The sequence below is a fragment of the Salarchaeum sp. III genome (assembly GCF_036418315.1).
In the GTDB taxonomy this organism is placed as follows: domain Archaea; phylum Halobacteriota; class Halobacteria; order Halobacteriales; family Halobacteriaceae; genus Salarchaeum.
Genome location: NZ_JAZHPG010000019.1, coordinates 16,264 through 39,505, shown reverse-complemented (window position 1 = coordinate 39,505; position 23,242 = coordinate 16,264). Strand labels below are relative to the sequence as shown.

Here is a 23,242-nt window from a genome sequence, read left to right as displayed (position 1 = left end):
CCCCAAAATATAATTAGTGGCTTGAAACAGACCGGCTGTAACTGATGTCTGGGTCGCCAACTATTTCATAATTCGCCCACAACTGCCTAGGTATGGGTCATCACACATTCGATGCTGCCAAAGCGACGAAACTCGAGGACGCGGCGACACGGTATCGGTATCTCTCTCGAGAGGAGCTTCTCTGGGCCCTTGATCCGAATGGATTCGAGACAGTCGCTGATCTGGGTAGCGGAACCGGCTTCTACACAGATACAATCGCGCCGCACGTTGGTCAGGTCTATGCAATTGATATCCAAGAGGCGATGCACGAGTACTACCGCGACAAGGGTGTTCCGGAGAACACCGAGCTCGTGACGTCTGGTGTAGATAGTCTCCCGTTCGAATCCGACGAACTAGATACCGCAGTCTCGACGATGACGTATCACGAATTTGCAAGTGCACAGGCACGTTCCGAACTCGCACGCGTTCTCGCTCCTGGCGGTCGCCTCGTCATCGGCGATTGGTCAGCGGACGGCGCCGGCAAAGATGGCCCGCCGTTGGAAGAACGCTTTGCTGCCGGTGAAGTGACGTCAGCACTTCGCGATGCCGGCTTCGAAATCGACTTCCAGGCGACCCGACCGGAGACGTTCCTCGTCGTGGGTATCACCGATGAGTAGTATTGGGCCCTCGCAGCTGGACGACCGTCGATCCGACGACGACGTTTTCGTTCTCGATATTCGCCCAGAACAGGAGTACCGGGAGAACCACATTTCGGGCAGCACCAACGCACCGGTCTACCGAGACCTGCAACAAGGCCGTCTCGAAGCGCTCGACTCGCATCTGGACAGGATTCCAGACGACACGGAAGTCGTCACAGTATGTAAGGCGGGTATCGTCGCTCGGAAAGCGACCGAGTACCTCGAAGACGCGGGCTACACAGCCACGACGCTTACCGGCGGATTTACTGGATGGCGACAGTACGAGCGAAATACAGTGCTGTATCGGATTGCCTCCTTTCTCCGAAAAATTGTCCGATAGCCGGGGGAGTGAGACGCTCCAGTGGTGAGGTCGGTTTGCACGCGGTCACGGACTGTCGCCAATTTAGGGCGATACTCTAGCTGAGGAACGCTGTGTTAACTCTCAGCGGGTGCTGCGGGTTGCGATTCGTTTTCGTACTTCTCTTCGAACTCACCGATGAGCTGGCCCATTTTCGCGTACCAGTCGTTGAGCGTCCGCTGCATCTCGTTGGTGATCTCGTCGGCGTCACGCGGATGGTAGACGTGGTAGTAGCCACCCTGCTCGTAGTTCACCTGTTCCTTCTGGATGAAGCCCGCCTGGAGCAGCCGCTGGACGCTCCGGTACGCGGTCGACCGTTCACGGTCGACCTGTTCTGCGATTTCGTCGACGGTGAGTGGTTCCTGGCGGTCCTGAAGCAGCTGGAAGATGTCCTTGTCGATCGTCTTGAGGTCGTGGAAACACTCCAGCAGTCCCTCACACTGCATGTCCCGCCGGAGCATCTCACTCATTGATTCAGCCATTACTAACGGAGTGTAGGTGTTAGAGCCTCAAAAGTGTTTGCATAGTCGGCACAATACTGTACCGACCTACGACGTGGTGAGCCGGCACCACGTCCCGGTCCGGTCGTTCCGGAGCCGGCAGACGGCGGCGAGGACGACGGCGCCACTGACGAGCAGCGCCGCGCCGAAGATGAGCACCGTGCTCAACGTGTTGAGCAGGTCGATCCCGTAGACCGTCCCGAGTTTGTTCGACGCGACGGCGAGACTCCCCGCGAGCAGCATCGCCGCGAAGTAGCCCTTGATCTCGTCCTCGTCGACGAGGTTCGTCGCACCCGCCCCGACGCGAGCCCCGAGCGCGCTCCCGACGAGCAGGAACGCGACGACGGGCAGCGCGACCGAGCCCGACTGGGCATAGGTGAACGCACCGAACGCGCCAGAGATCGTGATCTGGAGGATGTCAGTTCCTACGGCGATTGCAGCAGGAACCCCGAGCCCGTACATCATCGCCGGCATGAGGAGGAACCCGCCGCCGACGCCGAGGAAGCCCGAGAGGACGCCGATGACGAGCCCCACGGCGAAGATAATCGTCCCCGAGACGCGGACGCCGCCGCGTAACGTCACCATCGGCGGGATGTGAATCGATTGGACGCGGTCCGCGAGGTCGCTACTCGTCTCGGTATCGTCGTCGTCGGACCACGCGTCCCGGAGCGTGAGCAGCCCCACAGCGGCGAGCAGGCCGACGTACGCGACGTTGATGATGAGGTCGGCCATCCCGGTGGCTTCGAGGAAGAACACGACGCTCTTCCCGCCCTCGATGCCGATGGTCATCGCGACGGTCATGATCGCTGCGAGTTTGTAGTCAACCTGGCCGTGGTCGCGGTGGCGGAGCGCGCCGATGACGCTCGTGCCGAACACGAACGCGAGTCCGCTTCCGACGGCGACTGTCGATGGATAGCCCATCACGAGTAGTGCAGGTGTGACGAGGAACGACCCGCCCATCCCGAAGAACCCGAACAGGGTGCCGATGAGTAGGCCGAATCCGACGAATACCGCGACCATGGTAAGGCTCAGACCGAGGATCGCCACGGTTAGTCACCTCCGAGGGCGTCGATGACAGTCGTTCCGACCGTATTACTGAGTGCGCCGTACGCCAAGTACAGCGCGAAGGCTTCCGCGAGGACGACCCCGACGGTGGCGACAGCCTGCGCGGAACCACTCAAGTTCTCGAGTCCGAACATCTTACACGACCCTCATAGTGTTGTTCGTTAATTCGGTTTCTACACAATACTGTTGCCGAACGTTGATGACTGTATGTTCTGATGACATTGTTAGTTCGTCTCCTCGCTGCCCGTCAGCGAGCGGACGTATCCCTGTGCGTACGCGCCGAGGAACATCCCGCCGATGGCCCAGAGGATCGGATAGTTCCCGACGCCGAAGCTCGCGTAGGCGGCGCCAGGACAGATTCCTGAGAGCCCCCAGCCGACGCCGAAGATCACGCCCCCGACGACGACGTTGCGGTCGAACTCCTTCACGCGGCGCGTGTACTCGCTCGCTGTGAGCGGCGCACGATCGAGGTAGCGCGTTGCGACGGCGAACGTGATGCCGGTGACGACGGCGGCCCCGCCCATCACGAAGACGAGTCCGAAGTCGTCGAACTGGAGGAAGTCCAGCACGACCTCGGGACGCGCCATGCCGCTGACGGCGAGGCCGAGGCCGAATATCAGCCCCCCGACGTAGATGACGGGAAGGAACCATGGGCTTCGCGTCTCGTCGCTCATGGTGTCACCCCCAGTGCTTGGACGAGTTGCGCGGTTCCAATGGCGAATGCCATGAATGTCGCGACGTTCACGAGCGACGTGTTCGAGAGGGAGCCGACGCCACAGACGCCGTGGCCAGACGTACAGCCCTTTCCGAGGCGGGTGCCGATGCCGACGAGGACGCCGCCGCCGAGCAGCCGCCACCACTGGACGTCAGTCGTCCAGATCGTTGGATCGGGCGCGAGGACGAGCCCCCAGAGAGCTGCGCCACTGACGATACCGAGTGTGAACACGACCCGCCAGCCGCGCGACTGGATATACTTGAAGCGGTTGAACCGCTCGACGTCGGAGACGTACGACAGCGTGGATTCGAGGAACGTGCTCGCGCCCGCGATGATGCCCGTCGCGAGGTAGATGACTGCCGCGCCGAGGCCGACGAGGAGGCCGCCGACGAGGTACGGCAGTATCCCGCGGGGGAAGGGCGTCTCGAGCACGAGCGGTGCGAGAAGTGGCTCCATCGTTAGTTAGTCATCGCCTCTTCGCTCGCGGCGCAGTTGTTCGGGCCGAGCTCCAGCTCGAAGGCTTCCTCGTCGTCGGGGGACTGCTGGCCGAGGTTCGTCGCGATGATGTCCTCGTAGTTCGCCGGCTGCGGCGGCATGTCCGAAACGATGAACTCGACGAACTCGTCTTCGTCCATGGTGAGCGCATCCATCCGCTCGACCAGGTCGCCGAGTTCCGCGGTGTAGGTGCCGTCGTCGTTCGGCGTCGCCGCGTCGCTGAAGTGTGCCGGTGCGACGGCCGTTTCGTCGGGGAGGGGAAGGATCTGTTCCTGGAGGCTCTCGTAGAGCGTGCGGGCCGCGTCCTTGGCCGCCTCGGGATCTTCGAGGTCGGGGCGCGCGACGCTCTCGGTGAACAGGCCGTCCCCCGTGAACAGTACGTCGCCGACCTTGTACGCGGTCATCCCGGTCGTGTGGCCGGGCGTGGCGATGGTCTCGATTTCGACGTCGCCGACGGAGAGTGTGTCGCCGTCGGTGACTGTCTCGTAGGCCAGGTCGTAGTCGACACCGCGCTCGGCGGCGGCCGCGGGGAGGACGGCCGTTGCGTCCGTCTCCGTGGCGAGGTCGCGGACGCCCGAGATGTGGTCGGCGTGGATGTGCGTGTCGAGCGCGTACACGATGTCTGCGCCTAGGGCTCGCGCGTCCTGTTCGTACTCGTCGGTGAATGCACGGAGCGGGTCGACGACCGCCGCTTCGCCGTCCGAGGCGACGAGGTAGGCGAGACAGCCGCTGGAGGGACGGCGGTACTGGGCGACCGTGGCGTCGACGTCTACGTCGAGTTCCTGGTACTCGTAGATGCGCGCCCAGCCCTTCATGCCGCGTTCGAGGTGGTCGACGTCGTAGCCGGCGTCCTCGAGGTTGTCCGCGACGAGTTCGCTCGACCCGCCCTTCGCACAGAGCGCGGTGATCCGGCGGTCGTCGGGGAGCTGTTCGTGGAGGTCCTCCGGGATCTCGTCGAGCAGCTCGAAGTATGGGTAGTTGACGACGTCGACGTTCTCGCCGTCGATGTGCCATTCCTCGAAGTCGCTTTCGGAGCGTGCGTCGAGGATGAACACGTTCTCGCCGCTATCGATGCGTTGCTTCAGCTCTGCAGGCGTGGTTGATGCGACCGTTTCGTCCGATTCGGGATTTGCCGCGTCGGTCATCGTCAGTCCTCTCTATCTACTGCTCGCAAATAAGGCTTTGTATAGTAGTTCAACTATAGTACAACACTCTATTGGTCAAAAACCACTATTAGGGCTACTGAGACGAGTTATACTTGGACAGAAGGTAGTGTGTTGTGGGCTAAGAGAATTACTATCGATATCCTTTTCTAACTCCACCCAATATTGGGTAGTGAAGTCACTACCATGACACAGTACGAAGCCACTGAAACTCTCGACGTGAAAGGCGAAAACTGTCCGATGCCCGTTGTCAAGACGAAGCAAAACATCGACCAACTCGCCGAAGGCGAGATCCTCGAGGTCCTCGCGACCGACCCGGGGAGCATGAGCGATCTCGGCGGCTGGGCGGACACGACCGACGGCGTCGAACTCGTCGACCAGCAGGAGGGCGACGACGTGTACACGCACTACGTGCGCAAGACGGAGTAAACCAATGGAGAAAATCGGAATCATCGTCGACAACGACAGCCCGAAGAGCCTTGCGATGGCGATGAACCTCGGCCACACGGCGCTCGCCTCCGACACCGAGGTTCTCGTCTACTTCACCTTCGATGGACTCACCCATCTCCTCGAAGGTGAGAACGACCTCTCGGAGATCGAGCCGCTACTCGAAGAGGGGATGCCAAACCCGTACGACCTCCTCGACGCGCTGGTGGCTGATGGTGGCGATCTCGTCACGACAGTCGCGTGCACGACGACCCTCGACATGCTCGAATGGGACCAGGACGCCATTGATGAGACTGTCACGACCAAGTTCGCGGGTGCGGCTACGTTCCTCGATGAAGTCGAGAACGCCGATCAGGTGTTCACGTTCTAACGATGAGTACGAATACGTCACAACCACAAGGTGAGGACGTACCCTCCCGTGCGGAACTCGCCGCCCGCATCGACGAGTTGGAGACTGAACTCGCCGCGGCGACGAAGGACGATAGTGACCCGAAGATGTCGATTATCGCGACGAAGGGTACGCTGGACATGGCATACCCGCCGCTCATCCTCGCGAGTACGGCAGCCGCGTTCGGCTACGAGGTCACAGTCTTCCACACGTTCTGGGGACTCGACATCCTCCACGAAGAGCGCTCCAAGGACCTACAGTTGAGTTCGGTCGGCAACCCGAACATGCCGGTCCCGAATGCCGTCGCTGCGCTTCCTGGGATGGACCGTGTGACGACGAGGATGATGGAGAAGAAGATCGACGACAACGATACGGCCACCATCGAGGAACTCATTGACACGTCTCTCGACATGGGCGTGAAGTTCCAGGCCTGCCAGATGACCATCGATCTCATGGACTACGACGAGGACGACTTCTACGACGGTGTAACGACCGGTGTCGGCGCCGCCACCGCGATTCAGGATATGGCTGACGCTGACATCCAGCTTCTCATCTAATGCAAATCCGGCTTAACTGTTGGTGAACGTGGCTGGAACTCGTTTTTGGCCAGCTTCCGGGTGAGTCACCGCCCCGAGTACGGTCCGTCTCTGGTGAACCCCGGACACAATACCTAATAGCGAGGTAGCTAAATTGAGTAGTATGTCCTATACTCTGGACAAGCGTGTCGACGGTAAATTCGATAACGTCGTCGAACGGACGACGAATGCACTGTCAGAGGAGGGGTTCGGGGTTCTCTGTGATATCGACGTCCAACAGACGCTCAAGAAGAAACTAGACGAAGACTTCCGCCAGTATCGAATTCTTGGCGCCTGCAATCCCCCGCTTGCGCAGCAGGCCCTCGAAGAAGAACTCCAGTTAGGGACGCTTCTGCCCTGTAACGTCGTCGTGTATGAGACGGACGAGGGCGAAATCGGCGTGAGCGCAGTCGACCCGGAGGTTATGCTTTCCGTGGTTGATAACCCTGAACTGGACTCGGTTGCAGCGGAGGTTCGGGAGCGATTCGAACGTGTCCTCAGCGAACTCTCAGACGCCTAATCGCACGACAGCCGAACAGTAATATGCTCACTTCTACGTGCTATCCATGACGGGTCCCGCCTCTGAGGATGTCGACCCAACTGACCCCGAGTATCGGAATATCGGGGAAGGGTTACTAGACGAGGAGATGGGGCCCAGTTCCGCGATGGCGCACCTGTATCGCGGCGAAATCCATCGGATGAAGCTCTGGCGCGAGCGCCTCGACCGGACAACAAACTGGGCGGTCATCGTCATGGCCGCAATCATCACATGGGCGTTTTCAAGTCCGAACAACCCACATTACATCCTCCTCATCGGCGTGGCGACGCTCTCGGTCTTCCTTGTGATCGAGGCGCGTCGCTATCGTGGGTACGAAATCTGGCGTACTCGGGTTCGGATTCTCCAGGAGAACGTCTGGGCGTACGGACTCGACCCTTCAGCCGGCGTCGTTGATCCAGACTGGCGAGCAAAGCTCAGCGAAGATTATCGTACGCCGACCATCAAAATCAGCGCCGAAGAGGCAATCGCTCACCGCCTCCGACGCGTGTACCTGCCACTATTTGGGGTGCTGCTTGCTGCGTGGCTCGTCCGTATTACAGCATTCTCTCCCGCGCCGTGGGTAGAGAGTGCAGCAATCGGCATGATTTCAGGTCCCGTGATCCTCGTGACTGTCGGCCTCTTCTATCTCAGCGCGATTATCATCGCGTGTCGGCCGCGGACGTGGCATGCGAAAGGCGAACTTCGAACCGAGAACCTCCGAGAACAGCGACGCAAGTAGTGAGTTTGTCTTGTTGACCGTTGCCTCGGACAGTCTGATGGGTGCTACGTAGAACCCTATTTTTTGCTCTCCCGATACTGGTTTTCCCACTCACGTCGTACCTCTATTTCACGCTGACCACGCTGTGTAAGTTAGATCGTGCATCCGTCCATTCCTCGTTTTTGAGGGATGGCATATGTCCTCTCTGGTGCTCAAAGGCCAATATTCGATACGACGAGGCGAGAACCCGGCGTGAGAACTTCGAACCTTTATATGGTGGACAAGAGAAATCCCCGATGGAATGTCTGACCTAATCGTCAAAGCAGCCGTGAAGGACGCACTTTCGGACCACAACGTCTCGGCAGATTTCTACGACGCCCTCAACGAAGAGGTCGCCGAACTGCTCGACGACGCCGCAGAGCGTGCCGAGGCCAACGACCGGAAGACGGTCCAGCCCCGCGACCTGTAGGCCTGCGTAACGCAGCCCACCCCGGCACTCGAACGTAGCTTTTTGAGGTTCCTGTTCAGAAGTTAAGAAACGGAGATGGCGGACGCACCGGATACCGAACGGCAGGCAGTCGAACCCGATGCGAGAGAGGTCCTTAGCGTGTCCCAGCTGAACGCCCGGATCGCGTCGGTCGTCCAAGACACGCCTGCCCTCAACGGCGTCCGCTGTATCGGGGAGGTCACTGACCTCCACAAGAACAGTACGGCGCTCTACTTCACGCTCACCGACGGCGAGGCCGAGCTCCCCTGTATGATCTGGGCGAACCGTTACCGGGAGATGGACGCCGACCTCGAGGACGGGACCGAAGTCATCCTCGAGGGCGATATCGACTACTGGGTCGAGGGTGGGAAAATCGACCTCAAACCGTGGGAAGTGATCGTCGTCGGCGATGGCGACCAGGCGGCTGCAGTCGAGCGACTGCGAAGCGAACTCGAAGAGCGGGGCTGGTTCGACGACGAGCAGAAACAGCAACCGCCGGCGTTCCCGGAGCGGGTCGGCGTCGTCACGTCCCTTCGAGGAGACGCCCGGTACGACATCCAGAACGCGATCCACGGACAGGACCCCACCGTCGACATCCTGGTGAAGGACGCAACCGTCCAGGGGTCGAACGCGCCGACGTCCATCGCGAACGGCATTCATCATCTCGACCGCTCGGAGGACGTCGACGCCATCATTGTCGGTCGGGGCGGTGGGAGCGATTCGAACCTCCAGGCCTTCAACACCGAGCGGGTCGCGGAGGCGATCTTCACCGCGAATACCCCGGTGGTCACCGCGATTGGACACACTGATGACCGACTCATCGCTGACCGCGTCGCTGATGCCGCAGCGATCACGCCGACGGCAGCAGGTGAGTCAGCTGTCGTGTCCCGTGAGGAGTTCATCGCCAGCGAACTCGAACCGCTCGCACAAGAACTCGATGCAGCGTACGAGACGTTCGAACAGGAACACGAACACGACCGGGAACTGGCGCAAGCGGTCGACGAAGCGACCACGCCAGAGGGGGTCTCGCCGGTCTATTACAAGGCCACCATTGCAATCCTTGTGCTGCTCCTGCTCGTCATCACTGCCCTATGGCTGGGGGTACTCTGAGGATGACGAAAGACGCCGAGATCACAGAGCGACTGGAACGTATCGACGAGATCATCGATCAGCTCGATGAAGCCGAATGCGACCGTGACGAAGGAGGGGACCTCTACGAGGAGGGGCAGCGACTCCTCGCGGAGGTTCGTGATCGTCTCGATGACGGCAGCGGAGACATCGTGGACCTCGAGTAGTACAGTTTCGACGGCAAATCCTTAACCAACAAGGGCGGAAGTTCTTCACGGTCTGTTGGTTAAGTCCTACCTGGCGCACCCCGAGGGTTATTCAGACAGCGGACGTACTCCCACCATGACAATTCTCGTCGGCACTCGAGACGGCGTCTACCGCACAGCTACTGCTCCCGTCGAGGACGCCAATCAGGTACTCGACAGCGGTGACACCCCTCGCGTCCGCACGTTTCCCGCCGTGGACGGCGTGTTCGCCGCGTCGGAGTCAGGACTGTACCGCTCCGTGGACGAGGGACAGACATGGGGGGATCTAGGTATTCCACGGGAGGAAGCGTACTCGGTCGTCGCGAGTACAGATGGCGAGCGCCTCTATGCGGGAACGCACCCGGCGCATCTCTACGTCTCGACTGACGACGGCGATTCGTGGGACGAACTCGAGGGGTTCCAGGACCTCCCGTCGCGTGACCAGTGGCATACGCCGCGCCACCGCAACGAGGCCCACATCCGGAGTCTCGGTGTGCATCCCAATACGCCCGACCGCGTGGTTGCCGGTGTCGAGGTCGGCGGCGTCCACGTCAGTGACGATCAGGGTGATACGTGGACCGAGCGTCGCGACGGCGTCTCCGCGAGCGAAGCGAGCGGAGGCTCGTCACGAGCGGAGCGAAGTGACGGCGTCCACGACGACGTGCATCACGTTCTCATCCTGGGCCCCGACGAGTATGTCGCGTCGACCGGTGATGGCCTCTACCGAACACGTGACTCAGGTCAGTCCTGGACGCGCCTTGATACGGACCTCGATCATCGGTACTTCCGCGAGGCTTTTGCACTCGATGGCCGGCTCTACGCAGCGGCAGCACGAAGCTCGCCAGGGACGTGGAGCGGGGAGAACGGTGCGGACGCGATACTGGCCGAGTCGACGGACTCCGGCGAGACGTTTGAGACGGTTTCGTATCCGGGTGGGCCGGAGGAAGTCGTCCTCGCGTGGACGGCTATCGACGGGACTGTACTCGCAGGGACGAACGACGGCAGACTCATCAACCGCGATGCCAATGGGATGTGGACCGATGCGGGACAAGTGCCAGCGGGGATTCGGTCGTTGGCAGTCTACTAAATTGAGTACAGTACTGGAGCTCCGTGACTTGAGCGCGTCTAAGCTGTATTACGCGTATTGATCGAGCACGGCCCACTCGTCACAGTGGGGGCATTTGTGATTGGTTACGATTAGCCCCTTCGTGGGGAGATATTCGAAACAGTCCTCACAGGTGAAGTTCCCGCAATTTTCGCAGCGATAGCCATCGAGGATTCCACTGCCACAGTCACCGCATCTATCCATCGCATGACGAGTTTCTCCTCCGGCATCTTAATCTCACTGTGTAGACCAACCCGCAGAAGTTAGAGTCATTCACTTCGTATTGCTGTGTTGCGATTATGTTATTGTAGAACTACCACAGTAGTGTTTCTTATATAACTGAGAGTATGTATTATTCACCGGAATACAACCCGCACAAAAAGCATATATGACAGCACGGAACAACACACAATATCGGTCAATCACACATACTCAGCTGACAAATGTCACGGAACACCGTCAACACTACTGTATCGATCAAGCCCGCCGATGCCTTATTCCTCAGCTGGGCGACCGGCATCAACGTATCCGGGCTCTTCCGTGAAGCATTGGCCGAGCTGATGACGTATCGAGACATCGATCGGGACGAACTCTCGACACTCGCCGAGGAGGCGCTCACCGATACCAGTCGAGACCTCGATGACCTTCTTGAACAGACCTCCAGCATTGATGACCTGAACGCCCTGCTCGAGACAGATCCCTCCACCGACTAGCAGACAAATCCCGCATGAACGATTCACCCTCTGACCCGGCGAGCGATGCATCGGCCACTGAATCGCCCTCCACCGACGACCAGCCGACAGAGTCCTCGGTCAGCAGCCGTCTCAAACCGACGCTCACCCGCGTTTCCCCACGAGTTGTATCCCTTGCGATGGGGCTCGCGTTCCTCGTCGTCGCTGTCGGTCCCGCCGCTGCCCAGAATCAGGTCGGCGACGTGTACTGCAACACTGGCGTCGCAACCGGGATCGACCTCGTGTTCGGCGCGGTCGCTGGCCTTGGCCTCCCTGCAACCGGCTTCTACACCGGGAAGGCTGGCCTCTCGTACATGCGCGCCGGCGGCAACCCCGAGCGGAAGAACGAGGCCAAGGAAAAACTCGTCATGTCCGGCATTGGCTTCGGCATCGTCGTCCTTGCGCTCGTCTCGCCCGAACTCATCGACAAGGTCGGCAGCCAGATGGGCTTTGGCTTCTCGGACTGCGTGAAGCCTTTCTAACCCCATCTGGGATCGCCAGTGAACTGTCCCCGCGACCCTCGCAGGAATAGAATGCACGCCCCCCGCCCGATGGCCTCCGTGCTTGCCCTCCTCCTCGTGAGTAGCACCGCTGGAATTGTCGTCGCCGGCGGGATGGACGTTGTCACCCCCTCGGATCCCAGGGATTCTGTTCCTGACGACGGGCCCGCCTACGGTGTGAACAACAGCACCTTCCAGCGGCTCTGGTCGGAAGACGTCGACAACGGCAACCTCTCGGTCGACGATTTCGACGACACAAACGTCTCATCGCGTGCTGAGTTCGCACATCGGCTTGCCCGGTCAACGGACATCCCGTTCGCTCGCCCACCTCAGGCTGCTTCGAACTGGAACAGCGGCGATTTCGGAGATTACAACCCCGGTGGTCGAGGTTCCTCGGTCCATCCTGCCGGTGCATTCCTCGAAGACGGTGTGTACATCAAGGATGCGTATGTTAGCATCTTCGGCGTTCAGCCGTCGACGATTCTCCATCACGCGAACGGAACGACGCGATACATTGCCCCGGACGGCCAGGTCCGCACGATCAGTGACTACCGCGTTGCCGTCCCCCAAGATGATACGAACGGATCGCATCGAGAACGCTGGTCGATCGAGCGAACGAGTATCGAGTCCGTTGAACTCTCCGCTGATGGGAGAACTATTGACTCGGGGAGCGGACATCAGGCCACGCTCCAGTACACCGATCTTTCGGAATCGCAGCAGTTGACCGTCGAGGCTAATATCACGGTACGGCTCCGCCACATAACGCTTGACTGTCCGGACTGGAACTCATCGACATCCGGGTGTGACGGCGACTGGACTCGCGACGTCGAAACCCTCGAAGCGTCGAAAACGGTGTCGACGTCACAGTCCGTCGTTGTCAATCAATTTTCGGACATTACTGGCAAACGCGTCCAGTTCGAGGCCCACGAAGACCGGGTCGGCGCGGTCGTCCATCCGAACACGGAGTGGTCGGCGATCACGGTTGACGGCGACGTTCGGGCCCGGAGTAACTGGTGGTTCTACACGGCCGGGCGATCCGGCTGGCAGACGATGGTCACCAGCACCGCGACCAACACGTCTCGTGCTGAGTCGTCAGTGCGCCCCGTCCAAGTTCACGCGTTCCCGAGCCGGCAAGCGCCGTACGTACCAACTGAACTGACCGACGATGGTGAGCGCCCGCTCACTATCGAGGAAACGTGGGGAACCGAACAGACAGGGCCGTCACTGCCGTCGAACATCGACCTTGAGTCTGCGGATCCGTACGTGAACGCAGATTCGATTGCGCTGAGTTCCACAACCCTCGACGGGAGTGCCTTCCACGAAGTCACAGTGTATGGCATCGTCCGCGGACAATCGCAAACAGTTACCCTCGCCGAGCAGCAGACCGTCCGCGAAACGAATCTCACCCTGACAGTCACTGAAACAAACGCGACCCACGCGGTCGTTCGTGCGGTGGTTACGGAGAGCGCAACTGGCGACGCTGTCACGACCGGCCGTGTGACAATCGCGAACCAGACCACGGCGCTCAACAGCAGTGGGATGGCCGTCGTTACCATCTCGGACCCAGCGATTGTCGTTCGGGGCCAATACACCCCGACCGCTTGGTGGCGGAATGACCAGCCCTACGCTGCGTCGGAGGATGTCACGAAGACACCAGCGAACTTCCCCGACCTCCAGACGCTCATCCAGCTCGTCGTCGTAACGGTTCTCTGGTTCATCCCCGTTGGGGTCCTGGTTTTCGGCTTCGACTACATGTCCGACGGGGCGCTGCTCGGACTCACAAACCGAACATGAACGACAACACAACAGCTCCCACTCACGGCAAGTGTATTGACCGTCGAACAGTTCTCAGTGGCCTTAGCGCTACTCTCGTCGCGCTCTCTGGGTGTTCCTCATCGCCATCCGAACCCACCAGTCCGGGTTCTGAGACGTCGCCCCCACCGGGAGATGAGAGCGATGCCTTCGAGCGCGTCGCAATGACCGGGACCGATCTCGTCGTCGAACTTGCCAGCGACTCCAACGCTGATTCGGTGAATCTCATCAACCCGAATGGTGAGATGAACTCGCTTCAGCGAGTGCATGAGGGAGCGACACAGGTTACATTTCAGCTACTCGGCGAAGCCGAAGACGGGTACACTCCCGGAGAGTACCGAGTCGTCGCCGTCGCTGGTGACGAGCCCATCGGCAAGACGACGATCTCCCTCGAGCCCGAACTCACGATTACAGACGTCATGTGGGCCCAGAACCATCCGGACATGGACTGGGACAAGGACAGATCGACGTGGCAGCAACTCGCCGCGTTCTCTATCGAGAATACGGGGAATGCTCCGTCGTTCCTCACCATGTCCCGGTGGACGGACGCCCCGCTCTGTCGAGTGAAGTCACAGGAGACGATGGAGTTCGGCCACAATACACTCCTTCCAGCCGGTGAGACGACGACCGTCTACTCGTCGGCTCCGATCTACCAGACCGAGGGGCGTCTTGGAATGGGGGCACACGTCAACTGTAGCGACCTCGGAACGGCTCCACTCACAGTAACTGGAGCCGTCCAGGCCGGGGCGAACCCGTCGTACTCACAGACGATTGAGTACGGTGGAACGAACAACTCGTGCGAGCTCACCATCGTCGACGGTGGCCCGACTGACTCGACCCAGAAGACGTCGAACGGGGAGGATGCCTGAATGGGATGGCTTGAGGAACAGGTACAGGACGCCATCGAGAACGTCATCAACAGCATCAAAGAGGCACTCCTCGGGTTCGCGAACGACATTTTTAGGGCGCTCCTCAATCCGATTGTCGGTGTCCCTGCGCCGGAATCCAACTCCCGGTACATCGTCGTCGGCACCCCTGATAATGCGCCATGGCAGAGCCTGTACGCAGATTTCTATCTCCAGTATATCCTGCCGTTGACGGTAATGTTGCTCATCGTCGGGCTCGCCTACATCGGTCTGCGGTCAGGGTCGATCAGTCCTTACCGACGAAAGCGTCTTCTCCGACGTATCGGGCTCGTATTCATGGGATCGTTCGTCTGGTTCCCCCTTGTGTCGATCCCGCTCCAATTCGTCAATGCAGTTGGCCTCACGCTTGCCCCAATCAACGATATGTCGGCAGGGTTTGGGAGTCTCATCGAGTCAGCAGTCGGTGGCCTCTTCGTCGTTCTCGCCATGGCTCTCGTCTCGAACTTCCTGCTCATCGTTGCTGGCCTCGTCTACGGCCTCCGCTGGCTGGGCATTCTCGTGCTCACCCCGTTGATGCCGTTGCTCGGCGTCTTCTGGGCCCTCGACGTATGGCCCCTCACCCCGGCCTCGAAGATTGCTCGCCGTGCCGCCGGCATTTACCCAGGTCTGGTTCTCGCGGGACTTCCTGCTGCAGTCCTCTTCCGGATCGGCTGGCAGATGGATCTCACAGCGAGCGCAAGTGGAATCTTCTCGCTATTCCTCGGACTCGTGCTCATTCCGGCAGCCTGTATCGCCTCGATTATGACCGTCTACTGGTCTGCCCCCGCGATTCAGACAATCGCCCGTCGGGGAGCAACCCATACGAATCCGGCAGCTGCCGCCTCAGCCGCGAAGAAAGGAACTGGGAAATCGGTTCGCGGTGCCCGGAACGTGCATCGAGGATACGCGCAGAACAAATCTGGCCCAGTGACAAAAAGCGGACAGGCCCAGCTCGGGGGCGGCGACTCGAACGCCTACAAACTAGGTTCCTCCGCCCAGTCAGCGACGGATCACGCAGGCCGCTACAACAACCTGCGGCAATCGAAGACCGGGCGGATGCGCGATAAGGCGAAAGAAGACGCAAGTCGGGCATCGCAGGCGGCGAAGGCCCGGTCGAAGCAGGCGTTCAAGAATACGAAAGAGAAAGTCTCACGGTGGTAATTTCATGAGTACGAACACTGACGACCAGGAGTACAGCGCCCGACGGATCCATCAGTCACTCGGCGGCACGACAGCGTTCTTCCAGGGGTACACGATCGGCGAGATCATGCTGTTCGTCGGCGTGGCGTTCGTCACGCTCGTCGGTGCAGCACTCGTCCCGGCCGCACTCACCATTCCCGTTCTCGGGTTCGGCATCATGCTCGGCCTCGTCCTCGGAGTGCTCCACAAAGTGAAGCCCTCCTACTTGTGGCTCACCGAGTGGCTAGCCGCACGGCTCGGCTGGGCAGTCAAGAACAAAGAGTACACGCACGGCGAGGACGATAGCGAGGTCCGCTATCTAACTCGCGTTGGGCAGGTCTTCCCACACGCCATCGAGCGGTCAGACGGCGCGCTCGTCGGCGCTATGAAAGTCGAGCCAGCGAACATGGCCCTCGAGGATGACGAGGCGTGGGCGAAAGCCGTGGACTCGCTCTCCGAGTTCGTCAACGCGACCATCGACTTCCCCGTGAAGTTCTATCTCACTAGCCGGGAAGTCGACCAGGACGACAGCGTCCGCGACCACCAGCGCCGCCTCGGTGACGCCGACGTCCGCTCACGGCCCGTCCTCAAGCGACTGCTCGAAGAGTACATCACCACCAACACCGACCAGAACGGCGATATCGACTCCGAAAGCACGACCATCCGCGAATACTACATTATCACTGCCGTTCGCGACGCCGATGTCGAACAGCTCGACGAAACCGGTGACAGCGTACTCGCCTACCTCGCCGACATCCCTGTCGTGGGGCGCGTGTTTGGCCGCTTCCAGTCCGATGGTCTCTCCGAGGCCGAACGTGACCGACTCAAGGAAGACAAGTTAGAATCCCGCCTCGGCCAGATTCGCCGCGGTGGGTCCTCGCTGTACCGCTGCTCAGTCAGTCCGGTCGACGCCTACGACCTCACCCGTGTGACCAAAGAGTACTGGACGGGACGGACGGAGGAGTATGGCGACATCACTGACGCAATCGGCACGTTCCCAGTCGTCGCCCACGGCATTAGCGACGACGTACCGTCGACGCCCGATCCAGACGACGTCGTCGATGCGATGGACGACCTCGATAGTGGAGACAGTGAGGCATCAGAAACGGACATCGCTGATCAGGACCGCCTCGACGACACGTCGACGCTACATCAATCGGTGATCGCGCCGTCGACGGTCGACTGGGAGACGACCTACGCCGTCATCAACGACGACACGTATGTTCGGACGTTCTGGATTGAACAGTTCCCAGAAGAGCCTGCCGACGGGATGTTCGAGCGCCTTCTATTGGAGACTGAGCTACAGACGGACATCAGCATCCATCTCGACCCATTCGACACCCAATCGGCCGAGGACATGATGGCTGACTGGATTTCGGATCTAAAGGTCAACCAGCACGACGCGAACAGTCTCAAAGCCGAAGACCTCCAGGACGATATCGACCGTGGGAAATTCATGCGGTCACTCGTCCGTGCGAACAAGGCGTCGTTCTACCGTGGCGGCGTCTTCATCCGACTATCCGCCGAGAGCAAGCAGGAACTCGATAACCAGACGACAAGGCTACGCTCGATCGTCAAGGACGCCCCCGCGAACTGCACACTCAAAGTCGCGAACCGCTGGCAGGAGAAAGGGCTTGCAACTGTCTCGCCCCTCGGTGCGAACGAACTCGGTCGCGACCGAATGTCGACGCTGACGAATCAAGCCATCGGGGCGATGTTCCCGTTCTCGTCGAACTACATGATGATGGACGAGGGTGTCGAGTACGGCTACCACGGCCACAACGGCTCACCCGTCCAGATCAACCCGTGGAACCTCGAAACCGGCCACAGCGAACTCGTCGTCGGGATGCCCGGCGCCGGGAAGACGTTCGGCGACATTATGCGCCACTTGCGGATGATGAAGCGCCAGCAGGACACGATGCTCGTGATGATCGACCCGGTCGGCGGGTTCAAAGGCATTGCCGACGCCCTGGACGCGAAGACGATCACGGTGGGTGGCGACACACAGCTGAATCCGCTAGAGATCCGTGAGACGCCACAGGAAGTCCTCAACGCCGAGGACGGCATCTCCCCGCTGTCCGCAAAGAAAGACGAAGTCTACGCGGTCCTCGAAAATTTCCTGACCGCTCGCGACATCGACCTCGGGACTGAGACGGGCGTACTCTCGTACGTCATCGACGAGGCGTACCGTCAGGCCGGTGTCGTCGAAGACGATATCTCGACGCACACGCCCGAGAACTCGCCGACGATGACCGATGTCCATCGGATTCTCGCTGATGTCGCGGAGAACCCGGACGAGCACAACATCGCCGCGTCCGAATCCGCTCGCGAACGCGCCGCAGAGTATGCGGACGAGTTGGCGATCGCATTCCAGCCCTTCCGTGAGGGCGGATCGTACGACAACCTCGCGGAACGCTCAGAAGTCAATATCCTCGAGGGTGACAACAAGGTCGTCTATATCGACCTCGGGCAGATCGAAGGGAGTGCGTCGGGAATCGACCGGCAGACGTTCCTGATGCAGTTGCTGTTGTCGACGGTCTACCAGCAGGCGAAGAAGACCGACCGGAACGTCGAACTCGCCATCGACGAGGCCCACTACCTCTTCGAAGACCAGGCAAATCTCGATTTCCTCGAAACGGCGTTCCGCCACCAGCGCCACGCCGGCCTCCGGATGGTCTTACTGTCGCAGACCGCCCAGGAGTTCTACGAGACCGACCAGGCCGAGAAGATCCTCGGCATGTGCCCTATCAAAGTCTTCCACAAACTGCCCGATCTAGACGACGAAACGGCCAACAAAATCGGGCTGACGCGCGAGCAGCGCCAGTACGTTCGTGGGGCGGACGCCGGGAAGGAAGATCTCGGCTACAGTCAGGCGCTCGTTCGCGTCGAGGAACACGGGACGTATCCGCTTCACGTCGTTGCGGACCCCTTCGAGAAGCGCGTTATCGACTACGAACCAGCAGATAAGGAGTTCATCCAGCAAGCCATCAACGATGAGTCTGAAGAACTGGTCGACTTCGAGGCGTTCGTGGAGAACGAGGCGCGGATGAATGCCCTCACCAGTCGCTACGATCTCTGCGAGGACGAGGCCACTCGCATTCTCGATGATGGATTCACCGAGGACGAGATCGTCGATGCGGTGGTCGCAAATGCACGGCGGAACGGCACGGAGGAGACGTCCGCGCTCGCTGACGGCGGGGAGGACGCTAGTCAGCCCGAGGAGGAGGTGAGCGACGATGCGTAATCGACTCTTCGGCGGCACCTCGCAGTACGACGCCACACAGCTCCCGATCGACGATCCACTTGTCCAGCAGCCGAAGGATGCGCCGGGGATTTTGCTCCGCATTCGCCCGTTCAAAGAGAACCAGGGCGTCGTCGACGGCGCCGGACTGCTCCAATCAGTTCACGACGTAACGACGAACTTCCGGGGGAAGAACACGAGCGACCACCACTCCTTCGAGGTCTGGTTCGACGAGGGGAAGATCACGTTCTACATGCACGCCGCGACCGAGGCGGCCGCCGACAAGTTCCGCCGCCGCGTCGGCAACAACTACGCCAACAGCGAGGTGTTCCCCGTCGATGGAGGAGTTGCCTTCCCCGTTATCGACCCCGACGAGTACGTCGCTGGTGCGTGGCTCGAAATGGAGAAACTTCCGTACTACCCGATTCGCCACCACAACAGCGACGAATGGGCAAACGACCCGTACGGCGAGATTACAAGCGAGATGCTCACACTCGACGACAGCACGGTCGTCACGCAGGTCGTCTTCCGACCGGCAAAGCAGTCCTGGACGGACGGCGACCGATTCAAGCACAACAGCGTCGACGACCTCGCCCACGCACTCCGCCAGGGAACCTCTGTGGGCTGGCTGAATCCCCGCACGCGGCCAGCGAGCGAGAAGGACAAACAGGCCGCCAAAACCATCGAGCAGCAGCGCGGCCAGCAGGCGTTCCACGTCAACATCCGCGTTCTCGCAGCGTCCACGGACAAAGACGAAGCCGAGGCCCGTGCCCGTGGCGTCGCCGGGATGTTCAGGAAGTACTACAACGCCATCACCGAGCAGGGTCTCGACGATACGCCAGTCTGGCATCGCAAGGACGGCAAGCGTGCGAGACAGCTCCGGCGGCATGTCGATAAAATGGCTAACCGCGAATGGACTGACCGTCGCATGATTATGACCGTCGACGAACTTGCTGGCGTTGCCCACATCCCGAACAACGAGATTGAGACGCCGAACATCGACTGGCGCTACACCCAGCGCGGCGACCGCGTTCCCGCCGATACGGACCAGTACGAGCAATCTGCGACCAGAAGGCGGACTGATGAGCGACCGGACAGACAGGGAGGAGAGGATAGTGTTTGATCGCTTCTTCGGTCGAGACGACGCCGACCAGGACGTTACGTCGGAAGGCACGTTAGAGAGCGACGACACGCCACGTGAAGCGAGGTCTGACGAGAGCTTCGAGGGTGACGCAGGTCGGATGACTGAAACCAGTCCGGATCCACAGTCGCTGCTTGGCGAAACATACGATATCACCGAACAGGACACGGACTACGTCGGGAGCAAGCCAGTCGTCACGGAGACGCTGAACGAGGGCACCGTCGCGGGCTCACACGTCCGCGAGATGCTCGAATCGGGTGTCGATACAGCTCCATCGCCGCTGTGGATTGGGTACGACGAGGACGCCCAGCGAGGATTCCGCGAAGCCCCGCTCCGCTTCGAGTCGCTCTTCCGCCACATCTGGATTACGGGAACCACCGGCTACGGGAAGACCACAGAGTTGCTGAACATGATGGTCCAGTGGGCGTATTCAGGGTATGGATTCGTCTACTTCGACCCGAAAGGCCGCGACTCACGCGAACTCCTGCGGATGCTGCCTGAGAATCGGCTCGACGACGTCGTCTGGATCGAACCTGGTTCAACCGAGCATGACAAGACGGTCGGGCTGAACTTCCTCGAAGTCCCCGACTGCGAGACTGAAGAAGAGCGTGAGAACGAGATCGAGAATCGCATCGAGAACCTGAAAGCGATCTTCGATACGGACGAGTACTGGGGGATCAACATGGAGTCGATCACCGAGTCGATGGGGCGGGCGATGATGCAGTCCGACCAGCCGTTCTCGGTGATCGATATGTACTTCACGCTATTGCACGCCGAGCGCCGTGAAGAGTTCGCCTACGACGTCGAGGATCCCTACGTCAGGGAATTCTGTTTCGAAATCGCGCGGATGGACGACGAGACGATCCGCCCGCTGCTCAAACGCATCAAGTCGTGGGTCGAAAACTCGGTCATCCGGCGGATCATCTCCCACCGCGAGAGCACCATTGACTTCCGTGACATCATCGACAACGATCGGATCGTCATCGTCCGGACGCCCGTCGAGAACACAGACATCAAGAAGATGGTCACGCTCGGCGTGATGCGGAACCTTTGGAGTGCCATCCAACAACGCTCCTACGAGCACGATACCGATCCAGAGCCGTACTTCGTGCTCTGTGACGAGTTCGACGACATCGCGAGCGAAAACCTCGATATCGAGTCGATGCTCGCCCGCGCCCGATCGATGCGTCTCTCCGTGACCTTGTCCTCTCAGTATCCCTCGCAGTTCGGCGAGGACACGCGGAAGGCGATGCAGAACAACTGCGACAACCTCATCGCCTTCTCCGTGAACGACGTCGACGACGCCCAGCTCTTGATGAAGCGATTCCGCGACTACACTGCCGAAGACCTCATCTCGACCGATCAGTACCAGGCATGGACGAAACTCCCACTAGAGGGCGGTCGGTACTCCGAACCTGTCCTCCTCCGGACGTTCCCACCGTATCCCCCGCTACGGTCATCGGATGCAGTCGACGATATCATCGAGGCGAGTTTGGACCGGTATGGAACCGACCCGCTGACCGACGCAGAGATCATGCAGAACCTCATCTACAGCGACGCCAACGAAGCAGCAGACCCGACGAAAATCCTGGCCGAGACGATGGCTGACGCGATTCGCGCCGTCCAAATCCGAGCGGACGTCCGCGAGGCAAATGGCTGGGTGGACGTCACGGCTGTCGACGAGGAACTGGCGACGCGCCTTGAGAACGCTCATTCCGACATCGACTACGCGGACGATGACCTACCAGAGGTCCGTAACGCGTCGCGGTTGATCGACGTCGAGTTGCAGGATGGTGATGTCGTGACGCGACTGTCCGAGGCCGGCGAAGCAGAAGTGCAACCTGAAACGGGCGACGTCGAGTCGGCAGGCGGGTCTGACCACGATGCAGTGCTCGTGGAGACCGAGCGGGGCCTCACCGAGCGCGGGTTTAGCGTCGATATCCTCGAACAAGACGGCAGCGAGCAACCCGACGCCATCGCGACGCACCCAGATCACGACGTCGTGTTCAACATCGAGGCCGAGACGACGACACCGGATCGGCCCGCGAAAATCTTGCAGAACCTCAAACGAGCGCACGACGCAGATCGCATCCCGATTTTCGTCGTTCGTCCAGGTGACCCCGAAACAGAGTGGGCATCACGCGTCGAGAACATTCTCTCGGTACCGTTGCGAGAGCGGGCGGACGGCACCGAACAGTTCTACAACTGCGACGAGGTCGTGACCTTCGGCGGTGGTGCAACAGCCCACGGTGGCGTCACCGCCGTTCGACCCTGTACGTCCGACGCGAATCGGACAGTCTGGAGACGCAAGAGCGGTGAGCGCGTGCTGTCGGACGGTGAGACGGAGTTCGCCCGCGTTCCAGATGATGGACCGCTCTCGAAAGATGACGTGCCAGCCTACTACAGTCACGACCGCGAATCCGGCCAGTACACCGTCCACCAACCTGGTGAGACGCAGACGTACGAGTCGAGCGAGGAGTTCGAGGCGGCGTGGACACCTATCAAACGGCCGTTCCTCCCTGACGTCGACCTGCCAGACGCGGAGTATTCGCGCGACAGCTACCTCGTGCTGATACTGCCAAAAGACGGCAGTCCCACACTCTTCCAGCAGGGTACTACTCACGAACTGCCTGTATCACCGGACTACGAGGAACTATGGCTCGACAATAGCACCGGTGAACATAGTCAAACTCCAGACTCAGGGGATGCTGCGGTGTCGGGCCCGTCGGCTGGATCAGGTTCATCAGCAGCAGAGGGAGTGGAGATCGAACCTGATAGTGACGGCATCGAGGCGTTCGCGGCGATGTACATCAGAGAGGCTGATGGGGCGCAGGTTCCGAAGGCGACTCTGTTTCAAGCGTACTCGAAGTGGACTGACCAGCACGACATCGATGGGACAAACGCGAGCTGGTTCGGTCGGAAGCTTTCGAACGTCATCGAGTATGAGGATGACCGTGTCAGAGACGGCGACGATTTGGTGACGGTCTACTCTGATATCGATCTGACCACAGACGGATTACAGCTCCTTGAATGACTCCTCCTTTCAGAATTATGAATCCAATTCACGCGGGTCGCCGACTGGCTCACTTTGCTGCATCGCCCTTATCCCAATCACCCCTTGTTAGCCGTTCTATCCACCAATCTCTGGTCCATTATCGGGTTTGTTCAGGGCAGCGCAGCCGTTCAGGC

At 60.2% G+C, this 23,242-nt stretch carries 25 protein-coding genes; 19 read left to right on the top strand and 6 right to left on the bottom strand.

Features of this window, described 5'->3' with window-relative positions; translation table 11 throughout:
• Positions 1-92: 92 nt before the first annotated feature.
• Both U3A55_RS03615 and U3A55_RS03610 read left to right on the top strand, forming a co-directional pair.
• Positions 93-656 (top strand): class I SAM-dependent methyltransferase, encoded by a 564-nt coding sequence (locus U3A55_RS03615; protein WP_330990147.1) that lies wholly within the window; start codon positions 93-95, stop codon positions 654-656.
• Positions 649-1,017: a rhodanese-like domain-containing protein gene (locus tag U3A55_RS03610; RefSeq protein ID WP_330990146.1), complete on the top strand. Its 369-nt coding sequence runs from the start codon at positions 649-651 to the stop codon at positions 1,015-1,017. The genes U3A55_RS03615 and U3A55_RS03610 overlap by 8 nt, the downstream gene beginning before the upstream one ends.
• A gap of 95 nt (positions 1,018-1,112) precedes the next feature.
• On the opposite strand, the gene U3A55_RS03605 is transcribed toward U3A55_RS03610, so the two are convergent.
• From U3A55_RS03605 to U3A55_RS03580, 6 genes are all read right to left on the bottom strand, one after another.
• The gene (locus U3A55_RS03605) at positions 1,113-1,517 is read right to left on the bottom strand and encodes a helix-turn-helix domain-containing protein (RefSeq protein WP_330990145.1); all 405 of its coding nucleotides are present in this window, start codon (positions 1,515-1,517) and stop codon (positions 1,113-1,115) included.
• A gap of 66 nt (positions 1,518-1,583) precedes the next feature.
• Positions 1,584-2,555 (bottom strand): sulfite exporter TauE/SafE family protein, encoded by a 972-nt coding sequence (locus U3A55_RS03600; protein WP_197407824.1) that lies wholly within the window; start codon positions 2,553-2,555, stop codon positions 1,584-1,586.
• A gap of 29 nt (positions 2,556-2,584) precedes the next feature.
• Entirely contained in the window at positions 2,585-2,734 is a 150-nt protein-coding gene (locus tag U3A55_RS03595; protein ID WP_230892604.1) for a DUF7512 family protein, read from the bottom strand.
• 90 nt (positions 2,735-2,824) lie between these two features.
• The gene (locus U3A55_RS03590; protein WP_230892603.1) at positions 2,825-3,274 is read right to left on the bottom strand and encodes a DUF6691 family protein; all 450 of its coding nucleotides are present in this window, start codon (positions 3,272-3,274) and stop codon (positions 2,825-2,827) included.
• Positions 3,271-3,771, bottom strand: a complete 501-nt coding sequence (locus U3A55_RS03585; RefSeq protein WP_058984919.1) for a YeeE/YedE family protein — start codon at positions 3,769-3,771, stop codon at positions 3,271-3,273. Before U3A55_RS03585 ends, U3A55_RS03590 begins: the two co-directional genes overlap by 4 nt.
• Positions 3,772-3,773: 2 nt before the next feature.
• On the bottom strand, positions 3,774-4,955 hold the full coding sequence (locus tag U3A55_RS03580) for an MBL fold metallo-hydrolase (RefSeq protein ID WP_330990144.1): 1,182 nt from the start codon (positions 4,953-4,955) through the stop codon (positions 3,774-3,776).
• Between the two features lie 204 nt (positions 4,956-5,159).
• Here U3A55_RS03580 and U3A55_RS03575 point away from each other — a divergent pair, with 204 nt between their 5' ends.
• The 17 genes from U3A55_RS03575 to U3A55_RS03495 all read left to right on the top strand — a co-directional run bounded on the left by U3A55_RS03575 (position 5,160) and on the right by U3A55_RS03495 (position 23,087).
• Entirely contained in the window at positions 5,160-5,402 is a 243-nt protein-coding gene (locus tag U3A55_RS03575) for a sulfurtransferase TusA family protein (protein ID WP_058984917.1), read from the top strand.
• Between the two features lie 4 nt (positions 5,403-5,406).
• On the top strand, positions 5,407-5,790 hold the full coding sequence (locus U3A55_RS03570; RefSeq protein ID WP_058984916.1) for a DsrE family protein: 384 nt from the start codon (positions 5,407-5,409) through the stop codon (positions 5,788-5,790).
• A gap of 2 nt (positions 5,791-5,792) precedes the next feature.
• Entirely contained in the window at positions 5,793-6,365 is a 573-nt protein-coding gene (locus U3A55_RS03565; RefSeq protein ID WP_330990143.1) for a DsrE/DsrF/DrsH-like family protein, read from the top strand.
• 142 nt (positions 6,366-6,507) lie between these two features.
• On the top strand, positions 6,508-6,903 hold the full coding sequence (locus U3A55_RS03560) for a DUF302 domain-containing protein (RefSeq protein WP_232590376.1): 396 nt from the start codon (positions 6,508-6,510) through the stop codon (positions 6,901-6,903).
• A gap of 46 nt (positions 6,904-6,949) precedes the next feature.
• The gene (locus U3A55_RS03555) at positions 6,950-7,660 is read left to right on the top strand and encodes a DUF2270 domain-containing protein (RefSeq protein WP_330990142.1); all 711 of its coding nucleotides are present in this window, start codon (positions 6,950-6,952) and stop codon (positions 7,658-7,660) included.
• 280 nt (positions 7,661-7,940) lie between these two features.
• Positions 7,941-8,108 carry a DNA-binding protein gene (locus tag U3A55_RS03550; RefSeq protein WP_004048632.1) on the top strand — a complete coding sequence of 56 codons (168 nt, stop codon included), beginning with the start codon at positions 7,941-7,943 and terminating at the stop codon, positions 8,106-8,108.
• Between the two features lie 75 nt (positions 8,109-8,183).
• Complete coding sequence (xseA, locus tag U3A55_RS03545; protein ID WP_330990141.1) at positions 8,184-9,236, top strand: exodeoxyribonuclease VII large subunit; 1,053 nt, start codon at positions 8,184-8,186, stop codon at positions 9,234-9,236.
• A gap of 2 nt (positions 9,237-9,238) precedes the next feature.
• A complete protein-coding gene (locus tag U3A55_RS03540) occupies positions 9,239-9,421 on the top strand; it encodes an exodeoxyribonuclease VII small subunit (protein ID WP_135830704.1) in 183 nt (60 codons plus the stop codon).
• 115 nt (positions 9,422-9,536) lie between these two features.
• Positions 9,537-10,526 carry a WD40/YVTN/BNR-like repeat-containing protein gene (locus U3A55_RS03535; protein ID WP_135830705.1) on the top strand — a complete coding sequence of 330 codons (990 nt, stop codon included), beginning with the start codon at positions 9,537-9,539 and terminating at the stop codon, positions 10,524-10,526.
• Between the two features lie 461 nt (positions 10,527-10,987).
• Positions 10,988-11,257 carry a hypothetical protein gene (locus U3A55_RS03530; RefSeq protein WP_330990138.1) on the top strand — a complete coding sequence of 90 codons (270 nt, stop codon included), beginning with the start codon at positions 10,988-10,990 and terminating at the stop codon, positions 11,255-11,257.
• 14 nt (positions 11,258-11,271) lie between these two features.
• Positions 11,272-11,757 (top strand): pilin, encoded by a 486-nt coding sequence (locus tag U3A55_RS03525; protein WP_442978263.1) that lies wholly within the window; start codon positions 11,272-11,274, stop codon positions 11,755-11,757.
• Positions 11,758-11,808: 51 nt separating this feature from the next.
• The gene (locus U3A55_RS03520) at positions 11,809-13,569 is read left to right on the top strand and encodes a hypothetical protein (protein WP_330990137.1); all 1,761 of its coding nucleotides are present in this window, start codon (positions 11,809-11,811) and stop codon (positions 13,567-13,569) included.
• 182 nt (positions 13,570-13,751) lie between these two features.
• On the top strand, positions 13,752-14,456 hold the full coding sequence (locus U3A55_RS03515; protein WP_330990136.1) for a hypothetical protein: 705 nt from the start codon (positions 13,752-13,754) through the stop codon (positions 14,454-14,456).
• The gene (locus tag U3A55_RS03510; protein ID WP_006183472.1) at positions 14,457-15,653 is read left to right on the top strand and encodes a hypothetical protein; all 1,197 of its coding nucleotides are present in this window, start codon (positions 14,457-14,459) and stop codon (positions 15,651-15,653) included. It abuts the gene before it with no gap.
• 4 nt (positions 15,654-15,657) lie between these two features.
• Entirely contained in the window at positions 15,658-18,915 is a 3,258-nt protein-coding gene (locus tag U3A55_RS03505; protein ID WP_330990135.1) for a VirB4 family type IV secretion system protein, read from the top strand.
• Positions 18,908-20,035: a hypothetical protein gene (locus U3A55_RS03500; protein WP_330990134.1), complete on the top strand. Its 1,128-nt coding sequence runs from the start codon at positions 18,908-18,910 to the stop codon at positions 20,033-20,035. The genes U3A55_RS03505 and U3A55_RS03500 overlap by 8 nt, the downstream gene beginning before the upstream one ends.
• Positions 19,995-23,087 (top strand): type IV secretory system conjugative DNA transfer family protein, encoded by a 3,093-nt coding sequence (locus U3A55_RS03495; RefSeq protein ID WP_330990133.1) that lies wholly within the window; start codon positions 19,995-19,997, stop codon positions 23,085-23,087. The genes U3A55_RS03500 and U3A55_RS03495 overlap by 41 nt, the downstream gene beginning before the upstream one ends.
• The last annotated feature ends 155 nt before the right edge of the window (positions 23,088-23,242 follow it).